Origin of the sequence: Pseudomonas sp. S34 (genome assembly GCF_009866745.1) — a bacterium.
Classification (GTDB): Bacteria; Pseudomonadota; Gammaproteobacteria; order Pseudomonadales; family Pseudomonadaceae; genus Aquipseudomonas; species Aquipseudomonas jessenii.
In genome coordinates, this window is sequence record NZ_CP019398.1 from 589048 (window position 1) to 606842 (window position 17795).

A 17795-nucleotide genomic window follows, 5' to 3' on the forward strand; every position below is an offset into this window, starting at 1 on the left:
GCAGTCGACACGTAGCAAAGGATTGAATGCATGCGGGCCATAGCTGAGTTCATCATGCGCGGCCGTATGCAGGCCACTCTGGTAGTGGCTGGATGCGCGGCATTGCCGTTGTTGTATTGGTTGGGTGCTGCCGCCGGATGCCTTGTGCTCCTGCGGCGCGGATTGCGGGACGCCCTGGGCGTTCTTGCTCTGGGACTGCTGCCGGCATTGGCCTGGTGGCTTTACTCCGACGACCCACGGGCACTTCTGGTGCTGCTGGGGTCTGCGAGCCTTGCGTTGGTTTTGCGCGCAAGCGAGTCCTGGAACCGCGTGCTGCTGGTCAGCATAGCGATGGGAGTGGTGTTTTCAGTGGTGTTGGGGACAGCTTTTGCTCCCCAGATCGAGATGCTGGCGCAGGCTTTGATCAAAGTCATGCCGTCGCTACTCGGTGATGTCTACCAGAAGTTGTCGGTAGACGAACAAGCGCGTTTCGCGTCCCTGATTGCACCGGTCCTGACCGGCCTGATTGCGGCGTTGTTGCAAATCGTCAGCTTGCTGAGCCTGCTTGTCGGGCGTTACTGGCAGGCGTTGTTGTACAACCCGGGCGGTTTTGGTCGCGAGTTTCGCGCCATCCGCATCCCGCTGTTGCCGGCGATGTTGCTGCTGGCGTGCATGCTTCTGGGGCCGAATCTCGGTTCACAGATGGCCATGTTGACGCCGTTGTGCAGCGTACCGCTGGTGTTCGCCGGGCTGGCCCTGATTCACGGGCTGGTGGCGCAGAAGCGACTGGCCAGGTTCTGGCTGGTGGGGTTGTACGTGACGCTGTTGCTGTTCATGCAACTGATCTATCCGTTGCTGGTGGTCCTGGCCATCGTCGACAGCCTGATTGATTTTCGCGGTCGTTCGGCACCGAAAGATGCCGATAACGCGAACGGTGAAGGTTAAAAGTTAAGAGGATTTTCACATGCAACTGATCCTTCTGGAAAAAGTCACCAACCTGGGCAACCTGGGTGACAAAGTGAACGTTAAGGCTGGTTACGGTCGTAACTACCTGCTGCCTTACGGCAAAGCTACCGCTGCGACCCCAGCCAACCTGGCTGCGTTCGAAGAGCGTCGCGCTGAGCTGGAAAAAGCTGCAGCAGATCGCAAAGCATCGGCTGAAAGCCGCGCTGCCCAACTGGCCGAGCTGGAAGTGACCATCACTGCCACCGCTGGCGACGAAGGCAAGCTGTTCGGTTCGATCGGTACTCACGACATCGCTGACGCACTGACCGCCTCCGGCGTTGAAGTGCAGAAGAGCGAAGTTCGTCTGCCGAACGGCACCATCCGCAACGTAGGCGAATTCGACGTAGCCGTGCACCTGCACGCCGAAGTTGAAGCCACCGTACGCGTTGTCGTGGTAGCAGCTTAAGCAGCACTTGTCGGCTGGCACCCTCGGGTGCTTGCCGGTAACATCGGGCACGATCCTGTTTACAGGTCGTGCCCTTTGTCTTTCTGAACCCCCTGCTTTTCATCACCCAAAACACAAGTGGCCATGAACGATATCTCCGCTCCCGAGCAATACGATCTGCAAACCGCCGCCCTGAAGGTGCCGCCGCACTCCATCGAGGCCGAACAGGCCGTGCTCGGTGGTCTGATGCTGGACAACAACGCCTGGGAACGCGTGCTCGATCAAGTCTCCGACGGCGATTTCTATCGACATGACCACCGCCTGATTTTCCGTGCGATCGCCAAGCTGGCCGATCAGAACATGCCGATCGATGTCGTGACCCTGTCCGAGCAACTGGACAAGGAAGGTCAGACTTCGCAAGTCGGTGGCCTCGGTTACCTCGGTGAACTGGCGAAAAACACCCCGTCCGTCGCCAACATCAAGGCCTATGCGCAGATCGTTCGCGAACGGGCGACGTTGCGCCAGCTGATCGGTATCAGTACCGAAATCGCCGACAGCGCGTTCAACCCTGAGGGTCGCACTGCCGCCGAGATTCTCGACGAGGCTGAACGGCAGATCTTCCAGATCGCCGAGGCCCGACCGAAAACCGGTGGCCCGGTGGGCGTCAACGACCTGCTGACCAAAGCCATCGACCGCATCGACACCCTGTTCAACACCGACAACGCCATCACCGGCCTGTCCACCGGCTACACCGACCTCGACGAGAAAACCAGCGGCCTGCAACCGTCCGACCTGATCATCGTCGCTGGCCGTCCATCCATGGGTAAAACCACCTTTGCGATGAACCTGGTGGAAAACGCCGTGTTGCGCAGCGAGAAGGCCGTCCTGGTTTACTCCCTCGAGATGCCAGGTGAATCGCTGATCATGCGTATGTTGTCTTCCCTGGGGCGTATCGACCAGACCAAGGTCCGTTCCGGCCAGCTGGAAGATGACGACTGGCCGCGCCTGACCTCGGCGGTCAACCTGCTCAACGACCGCAAGCTGTTCATCGACGATACCGCCGGCATCAGCCCGTCGGAAATGCGCGCCCGGACCCGCCGTCTGGTGCGTGAACACGGCGATGTCGGCCTGATCATGATCGACTACCTGCAACTGATGCAGATCCCGGGCTCCAGCGGTGACAACCGGACCAACGAGATTTCCGAGATCTCCCGATCCCTGAAAGCCCTGGCCAAGGAATTCAACTGTCCGGTGGTGGCGCTCTCGCAGCTCAACCGTTCCCTGGAGCAACGGCCAAACAAACGCCCGGTGAACTCCGACTTGCGGGAATCCGGAGCGATCGAGCAGGACGCCGACGTGATCATGTTCGTTTACCGCGACGAGGTGTATCACCCGGAGACCGAGCACAAGGGCATCGCCGAAATCATCATCGGCAAACAGCGTAACGGGCCGATCGGCTTTATCCGCCTGGCCTTCATCGGTAAGTACACCCGCTTCGAGAACCTGGCGCCGGGTAGCTATAACTTCGACGATGACGAATAACCTGTGGGAGCGGGCTTGCTCGCGAAGGCAGTGTGTCAGGCAACATCTATGTCGACTGACACACTGCCTTCGCGAGCAAGCCCGCTCCCACATGGGTTGTGCGCAATTTCCGACCATGGCCGTCGGAATTGGTCAAAATTTGTGCTATATTCCGCGCCCGCGAAATTCAATGAAAGCCAACACCGGTTATCGACATGCAAGCAGCCAAGCCGTTATTTGACTATCCCAAGTACTGGGCCGAATGTTTCGGGCCAGCGCCGTTCCTGCCCATGAGCAGGGAGGAGATGGATCAGCTCGGCTGGGATTCCTGCGACATCATCATCGTCACCGGTGATGCCTACGTCGACCACCCGTCGTTCGGCATGGCGATCATCGGCCGGCTGCTGGAGTCCCAGGGCTTCCGCGTCGGGATCATTGCCCAGCCGAACTGGCAGTCCAAAGACGATTTCATGAAGCTCGGCGAGCCGAACCTGTTCTTCGGTGTCGCGGCCGGCAACATGGACTCCATGATCAACCGCTACACAGCGGACAAGAAAATCCGTTCCGACGACGCGTACACGCCGGGTGGCCTGGCCGGCAAGCGTCCGGACCGCGCCAGCCTGGTCTACAGCCAGCGCTGCAAGGAAGCCTACAAGCACGTGCCGATCGTGCTCGGCGGCATCGAAGCGTCCCTGCGCCGCATCGCCCACTACGACTACTGGCAGGACCGTGTGCGCAACTCGATCCTGATCGACGCCAGCGCCGACATCCTGCTGTACGGTAACGCCGAGCGTGCGATTGTCGAAGTCGCCCAGCGCCTGTCCTACGGTCACAAGATCGAAGACATCACCGACGTGCGCGGCACCGCGTTCATCCGTCGTGACACACCGCAAGGCTGGTACGAAGTCGACTCCACGCGTATCGACCGTCCGGGCAAGATCGACAAGATCATCAACCCGTACGTCAACACCCAGGACACCCAGGCCTGCGCCATCGAGCAGGAAAAAGGTCCGGTTGACGATCCGCAGGAAGCCAAGGTCGTGCAGATCCTGGCCAGCCCGCGCATGACCCGCGACAAGACCGTGATTCGTCTGCCGTCGGTGGAAAAGGTCCGTAATGACGCAGTGCTCTACGCCCACGCCAACCGCGTGTTGCACCTGGAAACCAACCCGGGCAACGCCCGTGCACTGGTGCAGAAGCACGGCGAAGTGGACGTCTGGTTCAACCCGCCACCGATTCCGATGACCACCGAAGAAATGGACTACGTGTTCGGCATGCCTTATGCGCGCATTCCGCACCCGGCGTATGGCAAGGAAAAAATCCCGGCCTACGACATGATCCGTTTCTCGGTGAACATCATGCGTGGCTGCTTCGGCGGCTGCACCTTCTGCTCGATCACCGAGCACGAAGGCCGGATCATCCAGAACCGTTCCCACGAGTCGATCATTCGCGAAATCGAAGAAATTCGTGACAAGGTTCCGGGCTTTACCGGGGTGATCTCCGACCTCGGCGGCCCGACCGCGAACATGTACCGCATTGCCTGCAAGAGCCCGGAAATCGAATCCGCGTGCCGCAAGCCATCGTGCGTGTTCCCTGGCATCTGCCCGAACCTGAACACCGACCACTCGGCGCTGATCCAGTTGTACCGCAGTGCCCGTGAATTGCCGGGTGTGAAGAAGATCCTGATCGCTTCCGGCCTGCGCTATGACCTCGCGGTCGAATCGCCGGAGTACGTCAAGGAACTGGTGACCCACCACGTCGGCGGCTACCTGAAGATCGCCCCGGAACACACCGAGGAAGGTCCGCTCAACCAGATGATGAAACCGGGCATCGGCAGCTATGACAAGTTCAAGCGCATGTTCGAGAAGTACTCCAAGGAAGCGGGCAAGGAGCAGTACCTGATTCCGTACTTCATCGCCGCCCACCCGGGCACCACCGATGAAGACATGATGAACCTGGCCCTTTGGCTCAAGGGCAACGGCTTCCGTGCCGACCAAGTGCAGGCGTTCTACCCGTCGCCGATGGCCACCGCCACCGCGATGTACCACTCGGGCAAGAACCCGCTGCGCAAGGTCACCTACAAGAGTGACGCGGTGACCATCGTCAAGAGCGAGGAGCAGCGTCGTCTGCACAAGGCGTTCTTGCGTTATCACGACCCGAAAGGCTGGCCGATGCTGCGTGAGGCACTGACCCGCATGGGCCGCGCCGACCTGATCGGGCCGGGCAAGAACCAGTTGATTCCTTTGCATCAGCCGTCGACTGACAGCTACCAGAGCGCCCGTCGCAAGAACTCGACGCCGGCGGGCAGCCATAAGGTTGCAGGGGAAAAGACCACCAAGATCCTGACCCAGCACACCGGCCTGCCACCGCGTGCCAGCGATGGCGGCAACCCGTGGGACAAGCGCGAACAGGCCAAGGCTGCGGCGTTCGCCCGCAACCAGCAGGCGGCCAAGGAACGCAAGGATGCGGCCAAAGGCAAAGGGCCAAAGCCGACCCGCAAGCCGGTCGTGCCGCGCTAAGCCTCGCTTGAACTGAACAGAACGCCAACCTTCGGGTTGGCGTTTTGCGTTTCTGGAGGAGTAAAGGCTGTATCACAGCCTGAAAGTGGGGTGTGGCAACTGGCCTCTTCGCGAGCAAGCCCGCTCCCACAGTGTTCGAGGTTGCCCGCGATTGTGTGTTCGCAGCAGATCCCTGTGGGAGCGGGCTTGCCCGCGAAGAGGCCGGGTTTGGCGGCGACTATGCAGCTGAACGCCACAAATACGTGCAACTCTTGCAAGCCAATTCTGCGCATCGCCCGATTTTGGTGCTGTACTGCCTCAGGCAACCGAAGAAAGCGCCAGCATTGCTGGATGGCATAAGTCTTGCGCGCTTTCCAATACGCTCAAGGCTCGCAGGAGGCACGCCGTGTCGATTCATGTCGCATTGCACCACGTCACGCATTACCGCTATGACCGCGCTGTCGAACTCGGCCCGCAGATCGTTCGCCTGCGTCCCGCCGCCCACAGCCGCACGCGGATTCTGTCCTATGCGTTGAAAGTCTCCCCCGAACAGCACTTCATCAACTGGCAGCAGGACCCTCAGGGCAATTACCTGGCGCGGCTGGTGTTCCCGGAAAAAACCGAAGAGTTGCGAATCGAAGTCGATCTGCTGGCCGAAATGGCGATCTTCAATCCGTTCGACTTCTTCCTCGAACCCTACGCGGAAAAAATCCCCTTCACCTATGCCGCGGATGAGCGCAAGGAGCTGGCGCCGTACCTGGAAACCCTGCCCCTGACGCCGAAGTTCAAGGCCTACCTGGACGGCATCGACCGCACACCGTTACCCGCCGTGGACTTTCTCGTCGCGCTCAACCAGCGTTTGAGCGAAGACATCGACTACCTGATCCGCATGGAGCCCGGCGTACAAACACCTGAGCACACCCTCGACCAGGCCTCAGGTTCCTGCCGCGATTCCGCCTGGTTGCTGGTGCAACTGCTGCGCAACCTCGGACTGGCGGCGCGTTTCGTGTCGGGCTACCTGATCCAGTTGACCGCCGACGTCAAAAGTCTCGACGGCCCGTCCGGCACCGAAGTGGATTTCACCGACCTGCACGCCTGGTGCGAGGTGTACTTGCCCGGTGCCGGCTGGATCGGCCTGGATGCGACCTCCGGGCTGTTTGCTGGTGAAGGACATATTCCGTTGGCCTGTAGTCCCGATCCGTCCTCTGCGGCGCCGATCAGTGGCCTGGTGGAACCGTGCGAGTGCGAATTCAGCCACGAAATGTCCGTGGAGCGGATTTGGGAAGCACCACGGGTCACCAAGCCCTACACCGACGACCAGTGGCAGGCGATTCAAACCCTGGGCCGGCAGATCGATGCCGATCTGCTGGAAGGCGATGTACGCCTGACCATGGGCGGCGAGCCGACCTTTGTGTCCATTGATGACCCGGACGGCGCCGAGTGGAACACCGCGGCACTGGGGCCGGATAAACGGCGGCTGTCCGCCGAACTGTTCCAGCGCCTGCGTAAACACTACGCGCCCAAGGGGCTGGTGCATTTCGGGCAGGGCAAGTGGTACCCCGGCGAGCAGCTGCCGCGCTGGTCGCTCAATTGCTATTGGCGCCGTGACGGCGTGCCGATCTGGCACAACAGCGCGCTGATCGCCGATGAGCAGGAAGACTACGGTGCCGATGGCGTATTGGCCGGGTGTTTTCTGGCAAGCGTGGCCGAGCGCTTGAACATTCCGATACGCTTTGTGTTTCCAGCCTACGAAGACAATTTTTATTACCTCTGGCGCGAGGGGATGTTGCCGCAAAACGTCAGCGCCGAAGATTCGCGCCTGGAAGAACCTTTGGAGCGTGCGCGTCTGCGCAAGGTCTTCAGTCAAGGCCTGGACAAGGTCATCGGCCAGGTACTTCCGCTGGCGCGCACCGCCAAGGGCGATCAGTGGCAGAGTGGCCGCTGGTATCTGCGCGACGAGCACTGCCGACTGGTCCCGGGGGACTCGCCGCTGGGTTATCGCTTGCCGCTGGGTTCGCAGCCGTGGGTGAAAGCGGCTGAATATCCGTTTATTCATCCACGGGACCCGAATCAAGACTTCCCGCCGCTGCCCGATACCGCGCAACTGCAAAGCCAGGGCGAGACTGCCAAGGTGCAGGAGCGCACACCGAAGTTCGACGAATCCGCCGACTGGCTGACCCGCACGGCGCTCTGTGCCGAGGCGCGGGAAGGCCGTTTGTACCTGTTCATGCCGCCGCTGGAACGGGTCGAGGAATACCTCGAGCTGGTCGCCGCCATCGAAGCCACCGCGCAAGAGCTGATGTGCCCGGTGTTGCTGGAGGGCTATGAACCGCCGAGCGATCCACGCCTGAGCAACTTGCGCATCACCCCGGATCCGGGGGTGATCGAGGTCAACGTGCAGCCGTCCGCGACCTGGGATGAGCTGGTCGAACGCACCGAATTCCTCTACGAACAAGCGCGCCAGACTCGGCTGACCACTGAAAAATTCATGATCGATGGCCGCCATACCGGCACGGGCGGTGGTAACCATTTCGTGCTGGGTGGCGCGACACCGGGGGACTCGCCGTTTCTGCGTCGCCCGGATCTGCTGCGCAGCCTGATCAGCTACTGGCATAACCATCCGTCGCTGTCCTACCTGTTTTCCGGATTGTTCATCGGCCCGACGTCCCAGGCGCCGCGGGTCGATGAGGCGCGCAACGATGCCTTGTACGAGCTGGAAATCGCCTTCGCGCAGATGCCTGAAGCGGGTGAGGAGTGTCCGCCATGGCTGGTGGATCGACTGCTGCGCAACCTGCTGATCGATGTAACCGGCAACACCCACCGCGCCGAGTTCTGCATCGACAAACTCTATTCGCCGGACGGTGCCACCGGGCGCCTCGGATTGCTGGAGCTACGTGCGTTCGAGATGCCGCCCCATGCGCGCATGAGCCTGGCGCAACAATTGTTGCTGCGGGCGCTGGTTGCGCGGTTCTGGCGCGAGCCCTATGCGCCGCCGAAACTGGCGCGCTGGGGCACGGAGCTGCACGATCGCTTCCTGTTGCCGCACTTTATCGAGCAAGACTTCGCCGATGTCATCGTCGACCTCAACGCCGCCGGTTATCCGGTGCGGGCCGAATGGTTCGCCGCGCATCTGGAATTCCGCTTCCCCAAGGTTGGCGACTACGCCGTCAGCGGCATTGCGCTGGAACTGCGCCAGGCGCTCGAGCCCTGGCACGTGCTGGGCGAAGAGGGCGCCATGGGCGGTACGGTGCGCTACGTGGATTCTTCGCTGGAGCGTTTGCAGGTCAAACTCAGCGGCTTGCCGCCCCAGCGATATCTGCTGACCTGCAACGGCATTCCGGTGCCATTGCAGCCCACCGGGCGTGTAGGCGAATTCGTCGCGGGCGTGAGATTCCGTGCCTGGCAACCGGCTAACTGCCTGCAACCGACCATTGCGGTCCACGCGCCCCTGGTGTTCGACCTGCTCGACACCTGGATGCAGCGCTCGCTGGGCGGTTGCCAGTACCACGTCGCCCATCCGGGCGGGCGCAACTACGACAGTTTGCCGGTGAATGCCAACGAAGCGGAGAGCCGGCGAATGGCGCGCTTTTTCCGCATCGGACACACGCCGGGAAAGTTTCCTGTACCCAATCTGGAAATCAGCGACGAGTTGCCGATGACACTCGATTTGCGACGTTTCTAAACCGTACGCGACGCTCGGATTTTTCGTATATCCGGGCGTCACGAGCCTGCGTTAGTCTGACCGTTCATTGCTGTCTGCCGAGCTTTCCATGCCTGACCTGCTAGACCGCTACCCGCTGACGGCGGGCACCTATCACGAACTGCTCGACGACAGTGGCGCCGTGCGCCCGCACTGGCGCCGGCTGTTCGAACAGTTGCAACGCAGCACGCCGGCACAACTGGTGCAGCGTCAGGCCCTGCTGACCCGGCAGATTCAGGAAAACGGCGTTACCTATAACGTCTATGCCGACCCCAAGGGCGCGGACCGGCCGTGGGAGCTGGACCTGCTGCCCCATGTCATCGCGGCTGAGGAGTGGCAACAGTTGTCGGCCGGCATCGCTCAGCGGGCGCGGTTGCTCAATGCCGTGCTGGCTGACCTTTACGGTCCGCAACGGCTGATCGCCGAAGGTCTGCTGCCCGCCGAGCTGGTGTTCGGTCACAACAACTTCCTTTGGCCCTGTCAGGGCATCAGTCCGCCTGACGGAGCCTTTCTGCATCTGTATGCCGTGGATCTGGCGCGCACACCCGATGGCCGTTGGTGGGTGACGGCGGATCGTACCCAGGCGCCTTCAGGAGCCGGGTATGCGCTGGAAAACCGCACGATTGTGTCCCGGGCCTTTCCCGAGCTGTACCGTGATCTGAAAGTGCAGCACCTGGCCGGGTTCTTCCGCACCTTGCAGGAAACCCTGGTCCGTCAGGCCCCGAGTGACGGAGACGCACCGTTGGTGGTGCTGCTGACACCGGGGCGTTTCAACGAAAGCTATTTTGAACATCTGTATCTGGCTCGTCAGCTCGGTTATCCGCTGGTGGAGGGCGGCGACCTGACGGTGCGCGATGCCACGGTCTACCTGAAGACCCTGAGTGGCCTGCGTCGGGTCCACGCGATCATGCGCCGGCTCGACGATGATTTCTGCGACCCGCTGGAGCTGCGTACCGACTCGGCCCTTGGTGTGCCGGGGCTGCTTGAGGCTGTGCGGCAGGGGCGGGTGTTGGTGGCCAACGCCCTCGGCAGCGGTGTGCTGGAGTCGCCTGGTCTGTTGGGTTTCCTGCCGAAGATCAATCAATTCCTGTTCGGCGAAGAACTGATCCTGCCGTCCATCGCCACCTGGTGGTGCGGCGAAGCGCCGGTATTGGCCCAGGCCCTGGAGAAACTTCCAGAGCTGCTGATCAAACCGGCGTTTCCGTCCCAGAGCTTTGCACCGGTATTTGGCCGTGATTTGAGTGATAAGCAGCGCAACGAGCTCGCAGAGCGCATGCAGGCGCGTCCTTATGCCTATGTGGCGCAAGAACTTGCGCAATTGTCCCAGGCGCCGATCTGGCAAGCCGAAGACGGTCAACTGCAACCCCGTGCCATCGGCATGCGCGTGTATGCAGTGGCCAGCCGCGAGGGATATCGGGTACTGCCCGGTGGCTTGACCCGGGTCGCCGCCCAAGCCGATGCCGAAGTGGTGTCGATGCAGCGCGGCGGCGCCAGTAAAGACACCTGGGTGCTGGGCGATCGTGCGCCGAGCGGCGAACAATGGAAGGCCCAACGCAACATCGGTGTGCATGACCTGGTGCGGCGCGATCCGTACTTGCCGTCGCGGGTGGTGGAAAACCTGTTCTGGTTTGGTCGTTATTGCGAGCGTTGCGACGACAGCGCCCGTTTACTGCGCATCATGCTGGCGCGCTATGTCGACGGCGACGACCCGCAAGCCCTGCAGGCAGCGGTGGACCTCGGCGAACGGCTGATGTTGCTGCCCGAGGAGGGCGAGTTGCCGGAACGCCTGTTGGCGGCGCTGCTCGGCGATGACTGGCCGTTCAGTCTGCGTTCCAACCTGCAACGCTTGCAGTGGGCTGCTTCGCAGGTGCGCGGCAAGCTCTCGCGGGAAAACTGGCAGGCGCTGGTGGAGTTGCAGCGCGAAGCCATGGAGCTGGAAACCGAAGAGCCGGATTTCGGTGAGTTGCTGGATTTTCTCAATCGTCTGGTGATGTCCCTGGCGGCGCTGTCCGGCTTTGCCCTGGACGACATGACCCGGGATGAAGGCTGGCGTTTCCTGATGATTGGTCGGCGAATCGAACGCCTGCAATTTCTCAGCGGCAGCCTGGCGGCGTTCCTGCGGGGCGCCGGGGTTTTCGATCAGGCCGGGCTGGAGTGGTTGCTGGAGCTGGGCAACAGCAGCATCACTTACCGTTCTCGATACCTGGCGGTGGCGCAGCTGATCCCGGTGCTCGACCTGCTATTGCTCGACGAGCAGAACCCTCACGCCGTGTTGTTCCAATTGAAACTGGTGACCCGCACACTCAAACGCCTCAACGATGACTTTGGCGTGCCGCGTGAAGCAGCGCTGCCGCAATTGGTCGAGCGTCTGGCGCGATTCGATCTGGGCTGCCTGGAAAACCCGCTGTTCGGCGACGCGAGTGTTCGCGCTGCCATCGAGGGGCTGGCCGCGCTGCTGCAAGAGATCGCCGACGCCAGCGGGCAGGTTTCCGATCGCCTGGCGCTGCGGCATTTCGCCCATGTCGATGATGTCAGCCAGCGCACGGTGTCCGTCTGATGAGCGCTCACTACCAGATTTTCCACGACACCCATTATCACTACGACAGCCCGGTGTCCCTGGCCCAGCAACTGGCGCATTTGTGGCCGCGGCCTTGTGCCTGGCAGCGCTGCACCGACCGGCAATTGCAGATCAGTCCGCAGCCGACCTCGCGCCGCGATGAACTGGATGTATTCGGCAATCCGCTGACCCGGCTGGCGTTTGAACGTCCTCATGATGAGCTGCTGGTCAATGCCAGCCTCACGATCGAGGTACTTCCCCGGCCCGTGCTGGACTTCAATCTTTCACCCGCATGGGAAGACACCCGTAGCGCGCTGACTTACAGCAGCCAGCCGTTGTCGCCCGAATTGCTTGAAGCCTGCCGTTACCGCTTCGAATCACCTTACGTGCATCTAAAGCGCAACTTCGTCGAATTTTCCGAGAGCTGCTTCCCGACGGGGCGGCCGCTGTTGCTCGGCGTTCAGGCGTTGATGGAGAAAATCTTCAGCGAATTTACCTTCGATGCCGAAGCGACTCAGGTGGCGACGCCGCTGGTAGAAGTGTTGGAGCGTCGGCGCGGGGTATGTCAGGACTTTGCCCACCTGATGCTCGCCTGCGTACGCTCCCGGGGCTTGGCCGCGCGCTACATCAGCGGCTACCTGCTGACCCAGCCACCGCCGGGCCAGCCACGACTGATCGGTGCCGACGCCTCCCATGCCTGGGTGTCAGTGTTTTGCCCGGTGCTGGGGTGGGTGGATTTCGATCCGACCAACAATGTGCAGCCGGCACTGGAGCACATCACCCTGGCCTGGGGCCGGGATTTTTCCGATGTGTCGCCGTTGCGGGGGGTGATTCTTGGGGGAGGGAACCACGACCCGGAAGTTCGGGTGACGGTGATGCCACTGGAGTAACAGGGATCAAAATGTGGGAGCGGGCTTGCTCGCGAAAGCAATTTCATATTCAACAAGGATGTTGCCTGACACTGCGCTTTCGCGAGCAAGCCCGCTCCCACAGGGGATGTGCAGTGGTTTCTGGATAGGGGTGTTTCAGACTGGCCTGTGAGGGTCGGCAGCAAAGCTGCCAACCCTGGACACAGATCCGGTGGGCGTGATCAGATCAACCGGCCCGGAGGTTCTCAGGCGTCGGGCGCCGAGTCTTTCGGTGCATCAACATCGTCTTCTGCCGCCACTTCACCCTCAGGGTTCAGTGTCGCTTCTTCAGCTGTAGCTTTCTTGCGCTGAAGCTTTTCCTCTTTCTTCTGCTCCTTGGCCAAGTCTCTCTGACGTTTGGCGAAGGAATAATTAGGTTTGGCCATGGGCGATCCTCTGGGGTCGAAGGTGAGGTTGAGCGGCGCATATTCTGCCCTGTATCGGTGCCGAGCCGTTAGCTGGGTTTTTGCTCGGCCCATTTTGGCGCTATGGACGGTTGCCAGGCATCCAGAGCATCGAGCAGGGTTTGCGGCGATTCGCTCACTTGCAGCATGTCACGGTGCTGCTCGCGAACGAAGCCTTCGCCGACGATGTGATCAAGAAAAGACGTCAATTTGCTGTAGAAACCATTCACTTCCAGCAAACCCAGCGGTTTGCCGTGGTAGCCGAGTTGGCCCCAGGTCCAGACTTCGAACAGCTCTTCGAGGGTGCCAAGGCCGCCGGGCAGTGCGATAAAGGCATCGCTGAGCTCGGCCATCCGCGCCTTGCGCGCGTGCATGCCATCGACGACTTCCAGGCGAGTCAGGCCGCTGTGGCCGATTTCCTTGTCCTTGAGGCTTTGCGGGATGATGCCGATCACTTCACCGCCGGCCGCCAGGGCCGCATCGGCGACGATGCCCATCAAGCCCACGGCGCCACCACCATACACCAGGGTCAGCTTGCGCTCGGCCAACGCCCGGCCAAGGGCCACGGCTGCTTCGCGGTAAGCCGGGTTGGTGCCGGTGCTGGCACCACAAAATACACAAACGGATGTTAAAGACATGCCTTGCTCCTTGGTCGATCAGGGCCACAGAGTAAAGGCAGGCGCGCGGCACTCCAAGGGCTAGACTTGGTGTTCCGGGGTTTCGTACGTGCCGCTGGCGCCGCAGGCGTAGGCGGCCAGCAAACTGCACAACAAGCTGTTGATCGACATGACAGACATTCCATTTGAATGGGGACGGCCTGATGATAGGCCCGGGCCAGACACTTGGCCGGTAGATATTTCGCATCGGTGCCATAGCGCGAAAGTTGTATACAATTTTTGATTCAAGTCATATGAACTTGCGAAGTTTTCAGGCAGTCTTCTGTTTATTCGCGATTTCCTTAACCCTGCCTTGGAGATTCACCATGTTTGCCAAACTTGTTGCGGTATCCCTGTTGACACTGGCCAGCAGCCAATTGATGGCTGCAGAGTGCAAAGTCACCGTCGACTCCACCGACCAGATGTCTTTCGACACGAAGGCTATTGAAATCGACAAGAGCTGCAAGACGTTTACCGTGGAACTCAAGCATTCCGGCAGCTTGCCGAAGAACGTCATGGGCCATAACTGGGTGCTGAGTAAAGAAGCCGACATGCAGCCGATCGCCACCGACGGCCTGAGCGCCGGCATCGACAAGAACTACCTGAAGGAAGGCGACGCCCGCGTGATCGCCCACACCAAGATCATCGGCGCCAAGGAAACCGACTCGGTGACCTTTGACGTGTCGAAGCTCGACGCCAATGAAAAATACGGTTTCTTCTGCTCGTTCCCGGGCCACATCTCGATGATGAAAGGCACCGTGACCCTGAAGTAAGACTGACCACCGCGTTATCGTTCATCGCGGGCAAGCCACGCTCCCACAGGGCCACCACCGTACCTGTGGGAGCGGGCTTGCTCGCGAAGGGGCCAGAAGCATCAACGCATGTTTTGGCCAAAGAAAAGCCCGCTGGGGATCACTCCTCAGCGGGCTTTTTCATTCACTCACGCCTCAAGGCGCAAACGGCATCACCCGCTTGTGATGGGTCTTGTTGTAGGTGTCGCAAATGATCCTGAACGCTTCCTCGCGCACCGGGTTGCCGTGCAGGAACGCATCGATCTCGGCATAGGTCACGCCGTGGGACGCTTCGTCCGGTTTGCCGGGCGACAGGTCCTCCAGATCGGCGGTCGGGACTTTCTCCACCAGCGACTCCGGCGCGCCGAAGCTGCGGGCGATGGCGCGGACCTGATTTTTCACCAGGCCACTCAGTGGCGCCAGGTCGCAGGCGCCGTCACCGAACTTGGTGAAGAAACCCATCACCGCTTCCGCCGCGTGATCGGTGCCGATCACCAGGCCATGGGCCGCACCGGCGATGGTGTACTGGGCGACCATGCGCATGCGCGCCTTGGTGTTGCCGAGCACGAAGTCCACCGACACCGCATGTTTGCCTTCGAAGGCCGCCACTTCATTGGCCAGTGATTTGACCGCCGGACCGATGTTCACGGTGTGGCGCTCGTCCGGCTTGATGAAATCCACTGAAGCCTGGGCGTCGTGTTCATCGAACTGGGTTTCGTAGGGCAGGCGCACGGCGATGAATTTGTAGGCGGCATCACCGCTGCGCTGGCGCAGTTCACGGACGGCCCGTTGGGCCAGCAGGCCGGCGGTGAGGGAGTCGACACCACCACTGATGCCCAGTACCAGGGTCTTGAGCCCGGAATTGACCAGGCAGTCCTGAATGAAGGTCACCCGCCGGGCGACTTCGGCCTCAAGGGCGGCTTCGTCGGCGAATGGCGGCTGGACCTTGAGCTGTTCAGCAATCTCACGCTGTACGGCTTGCATGAATTCACTCCTTGCTTGATGTACTTGAAAGGGCGGCAGGAACCTGGAAAACGTGTCGCAAGTAAGCGACGAAATTCGGGTCTTTGCAGTGCGTCTTGCCTGGCTCGTCGGAGATCTTCGCCACCGGCTGGCCGTTGCAGGCGGTCATTTTAAGCACGATGCTCATCGGTTCGACACCCGGAATATCACACGTCAGGTTGGTGCCGATGCCGAAGCTGACATTGATCCGACCGCGCAGCGCCCGGAATATCTCCAGAGCCTTGGGCAGGGTCAGGCTGTCGGAGAAAGTCAGCGTCTTGCTCATCGGGTCGATGCCGAGCCTGTGATAGTGGGCGATGGCTTTTTCCGCCCAAACCACCGGATCGCCTGAGTCGTGGCGCAAACCGTCGAAAAGCTTGGCGAAAAACAGATCGAAATCGCCGAGGAAGGCATCAATGGTGATGCAGTCGGTCAGGGCAATCCCCAGCAGGCCACGGTATTCACGGACCCAGCAATCGAGTGCGGCGATCTGGCTGTCGATCAGCCGCGGGCCAAGTTGCTGGTGCGCCATGATCCATTCGTGGGCCATGGTGCCCAGGGGTTTCATGTCCAGCTCCCGGGACAGGTGAACGTTGCTGGTGCCGACGAAGCGTCCGGGGAAATCGTGCTTGAGCACATTCACCACTTCTTCCTGCACGCGGTAGGAAAAGCGACGACGGGTGCCGAAATCGGCCACCTGCAATTCTGACAATTCGTCGCTGCTGGCGTTGGCGCTCAGCCAGTCGAACTTGCGGTAGAGCTGCTCGCGGGCCTGTTCCAACACGACTTCGCGGTAGCGATAGCGGTTGCGCACCTCGCTGACCAGCGCCAGCAGCGGCACTTCGAACAGGATCACATGCAGCCAGGGGCCCCGCAGGCGGATAAACAGTTCACCGTTTTCGAGGCCGGTGTGGATGTAACGCAGGTTGAAGCGAAACAACCCGAGAAAGCGCAGGAAGTCCGGCTTCAGGAAGCTGATGCGTTCCAGAAAACTCAACTGGTCGGCGCTCAGGCTCAGTTCGGCCAGGCGCTCGATCTGGAAGCGGATTTCCGCCAGGTACGGGCGCAGGTCCTCGCCGTTACGGCAACGAAACTCCCATTCGACTTCGACGTTCGGGTAGTTATGCAGCACCGCCTGCATCATCGTCAGCTTGTAGAAGTCGGTGTCGAGCAGGTTCTGCACGATGCGATCGGCAAATACACTCTCGCTCATAACGGGAATCTCCGGCGTTGCAGCGGTATTGATCAGTGGCGCTAGTGGCGCATATCACTGGGCAGGATTGCCAGCAGTTTTTTGGATCACAACAGACCCCTGTGGGAGCGGGCTTGCTCGCGAAAGCGGTTTCACATCCAGCAGTGATGCTGCCTGATACTCAGTCTTCGCGAGCAAGCCCGCTCCCACAGGTACTGCGTGCAACCCTAAATTTGCGACATCTCCGGGCTATCGATCTGCTCCAGCATCCACTTCACAAAGTCCCGCACCTTGGGCACTTCTGCCGAGTGTTCCGGGTACGCAAGGTAATAGGCGTCGGTGCTGGGCATTGCATGCTGCCAGGGAATGACCAGCTTGCCGTCGGCCAGTTCCTCTTCCACCAGAAAACGGGGTAACAGCGCCACGCCGCAGCCGACCTGGGCGGCGCGGATGCACATGTAAAAGGTTTCGAAGCGCGGGCCGTGGTAGCTGTGCTCGGTGTGGTAGCCCTGATGGTCGAACCAGTCATGCCAGGCCTGGGGGCGGGAAGCGTTTTGCAGCAGGACCAGGTCAGTCAGTTGCGTCGGATCGGTAAACGGTGTGTCCGGCAGGCTGCCCGGGGCGCACACCGGCACCAGCTCTTCGCCGAACAGCTTCAGGCATTCGGTGCCGGGCCGTGAGCCCTGGCCGAAGTAGAACGCCAGGTCGCTGCGGCCTTGCAGCAGGTCGTCGGCTTCCTGCTCGCTGCACAGGTCCAGGTGGATCGACGGATGCCGCAGGCGCCAGCCTTTCAGGCGCGGCACCAGCCAGCGTGCACCGAAAGTGGGGGGCGTCGAAACCCGCAGGACTTCCGTTTCGCCACCGTAGGAACGCAGGTAATGGGTCGACATCTCGACCTGCGTGAGGATTTTTCGCACCTCAACCAGGTACAGATCGCCAGCCGGCGTCATCTGCAGGCGGCGGCGCACCCGGCGAAACAGCAGGTGCTGCAACAGCTCTTCGAGTTGCGCGACCTGTTTGCTCACGGCGCTTTGGGTCAGGTTCAACTCTTCGGCGGCCCGGGTGAAGCTCAAATGCCGGGTGACGGCCTCGAAGCACTGCAATGCAGCGATCGATGGCAAGTAGCGTTTATTCAGCATGGGCGGTCCTTGGTTCTTGTTTCTTATTGCCAGCAATGCACAGCATGAATAAACGGAA

The 17795-nt window shown here is 61.0% G+C and carries 13 protein-coding genes; 8 read left to right on the forward strand and 5 right to left on the reverse strand.

Annotated features, from left to right (window positions below; translation table 11 throughout):
* Positions 1 to 30: 30 nt before the first annotated feature.
* From PspS34_RS02550 to PspS34_RS02580, 7 genes are all read left to right on the forward strand, one after another.
* The gene (locus PspS34_RS02550) at positions 31 to 924 is read left to right on the forward strand and encodes a hypothetical protein (protein ID WP_056725445.1); all 894 of its coding nucleotides are present in this window, start codon (positions 31 to 33) and stop codon (positions 922 to 924) included.
* Positions 925 to 943: 19 nt separating this feature from the next.
* A complete protein-coding gene (rplI, locus tag PspS34_RS02555) occupies positions 944 to 1390 on the forward strand; it encodes a 50S ribosomal protein L9 (protein WP_007973276.1) in 447 nt (148 codons plus the stop codon).
* A 123-nt stretch (positions 1391 to 1513) separates the two neighbouring features.
* Positions 1514 to 2911 (forward strand): replicative DNA helicase, encoded by a 1398-nt coding sequence (gene dnaB, locus PspS34_RS02560; protein ID WP_007915846.1) that lies wholly within the window; start codon positions 1514 to 1516, stop codon positions 2909 to 2911.
* A gap of 194 nt (positions 2912 to 3105) precedes the next feature.
* On the forward strand, positions 3106 to 5409 hold the full coding sequence (locus PspS34_RS02565) for a YgiQ family radical SAM protein (RefSeq protein WP_008048090.1): 2304 nt from the start codon (positions 3106 to 3108) through the stop codon (positions 5407 to 5409).
* A gap of 385 nt (positions 5410 to 5794) precedes the next feature.
* Complete coding sequence (locus PspS34_RS02570) at positions 5795 to 9070, forward strand: transglutaminase family protein (protein ID WP_154861119.1); 3276 nt, start codon at positions 5795 to 5797, stop codon at positions 9068 to 9070.
* An 88-nt stretch (positions 9071 to 9158) separates the two neighbouring features.
* On the forward strand, positions 9159 to 11645 hold the full coding sequence (locus PspS34_RS02575) for a circularly permuted type 2 ATP-grasp protein (protein WP_154861118.1): 2487 nt from the start codon (positions 9159 to 9161) through the stop codon (positions 11643 to 11645).
* Positions 11645 to 12535 carry a transglutaminase family protein gene (locus tag PspS34_RS02580; RefSeq protein WP_154861117.1) on the forward strand — a complete coding sequence of 297 codons (891 nt, stop codon included), beginning with the start codon at positions 11645 to 11647 and terminating at the stop codon, positions 12533 to 12535. Before PspS34_RS02575 ends, PspS34_RS02580 begins: the two co-directional genes overlap by 1 nt.
* 224 nt (positions 12536 to 12759) lie before the next feature.
* Here the strand turns inward: PspS34_RS02580 and PspS34_RS02585 are convergent, their stop codons facing one another.
* Together PspS34_RS02585 and PspS34_RS02590 are read right to left on the reverse strand one after the other, a co-directional pair.
* On the reverse strand, positions 12760 to 12939 hold the full coding sequence (locus PspS34_RS02585) for a hypothetical protein (protein ID WP_057712230.1): 180 nt from the start codon (positions 12937 to 12939) through the stop codon (positions 12760 to 12762).
* A 68-nt stretch (positions 12940 to 13007) separates the two neighbouring features.
* Positions 13008 to 13595 carry a TIGR00730 family Rossman fold protein gene (locus PspS34_RS02590; protein WP_057712229.1) on the reverse strand — a complete coding sequence of 196 codons (588 nt, stop codon included), beginning with the start codon at positions 13593 to 13595 and terminating at the stop codon, positions 13008 to 13010.
* A gap of 344 nt (positions 13596 to 13939) precedes the next feature.
* Here PspS34_RS02590 and azu point away from each other — a divergent pair, with 344 nt between their 5' ends.
* Positions 13940 to 14386, forward strand: coding sequence for an azurin (gene azu / locus PspS34_RS02595; protein WP_057712228.1), 447 nt, complete (start codon positions 13940 to 13942; stop codon positions 14384 to 14386).
* A gap of 174 nt (positions 14387 to 14560) precedes the next feature.
* On the opposite strand, the gene nadE is transcribed toward azu, so the two are convergent.
* From nadE to PspS34_RS02610, 3 genes are all read right to left on the reverse strand, one after another.
* Complete coding sequence (nadE, locus tag PspS34_RS02600; protein WP_057712227.1) at positions 14561 to 15388, reverse strand: ammonia-dependent NAD(+) synthetase; 828 nt, start codon at positions 15386 to 15388, stop codon at positions 14561 to 14563.
* A 4-nt stretch (positions 15389 to 15392) separates the two neighbouring features.
* Positions 15393 to 16619 carry a nicotinate phosphoribosyltransferase gene (gene pncB, locus PspS34_RS02605; RefSeq protein ID WP_090452834.1) on the reverse strand — a complete coding sequence of 409 codons (1227 nt, stop codon included), beginning with the start codon at positions 16617 to 16619 and terminating at the stop codon, positions 15393 to 15395.
* Positions 16620 to 16825: 206 nt separating this feature from the next.
* A complete protein-coding gene (locus PspS34_RS02610; protein WP_150813606.1) occupies positions 16826 to 17737 on the reverse strand; it encodes a LysR family transcriptional regulator in 912 nt (303 codons plus the stop codon).
* Between the last annotated feature and the right edge of the window lie 58 nt (positions 17738 to 17795).

Bases quoted from the DNA above. Each gene is read 5' to 3' on its own strand.
- PspS34_RS02550 (WP_056725445.1), top strand. From the start codon at position 31: ATGCGGGCCATAGCTGAGTTCATCATGCGCGGCCGTATGCAGGCCACT.
- rplI (WP_007973276.1), top strand. From the start codon at position 944: ATGCAACTGATCCTTCTGGAAAAAGTCACCAACCTGGGCAACCTGGGT.
- dnaB (WP_007915846.1), top strand. From the start codon at position 1,514: ATGAACGATATCTCCGCTCCCGAGCAATACGATCTGCAAACCGCCGCC.
- PspS34_RS02565 (WP_008048090.1), top strand. From the start codon at position 3,106: ATGCAAGCAGCCAAGCCGTTATTTGACTATCCCAAGTACTGGGCCGAA.
- PspS34_RS02575 (WP_154861118.1), top strand. From the start codon at position 9,159: ATGCCTGACCTGCTAGACCGCTACCCGCTGACGGCGGGCACCTATCAC.
- PspS34_RS02580 (WP_154861117.1), top strand. From the start codon at position 11,645: ATGAGCGCTCACTACCAGATTTTCCACGACACCCATTATCACTACGAC.
- PspS34_RS02585 (WP_057712230.1), bottom strand. From the start codon at position 12,939: ATGGCCAAACCTAATTATTCCTTCGCCAAACGTCAGAGAGACTTGGCC.
- PspS34_RS02590 (WP_057712229.1), bottom strand. From the start codon at position 13,595: ATGTCTTTAACATCCGTTTGTGTATTTTGTGGTGCCAGCACCGGCACC.
- azu (WP_057712228.1), top strand. From the start codon at position 13,940: ATGTTTGCCAAACTTGTTGCGGTATCCCTGTTGACACTGGCCAGCAGC.
- nadE (WP_057712227.1), bottom strand. From the start codon at position 15,388: ATGCAAGCCGTACAGCGTGAGATTGCTGAACAGCTCAAGGTCCAGCCG.
- pncB (WP_090452834.1), bottom strand. From the start codon at position 16,619: ATGAGCGAGAGTGTATTTGCCGATCGCATCGTGCAGAACCTGCTCGAC.
- PspS34_RS02610 (WP_150813606.1), bottom strand. From the start codon at position 17,737: ATGCTGAATAAACGCTACTTGCCATCGATCGCTGCATTGCAGTGCTTC.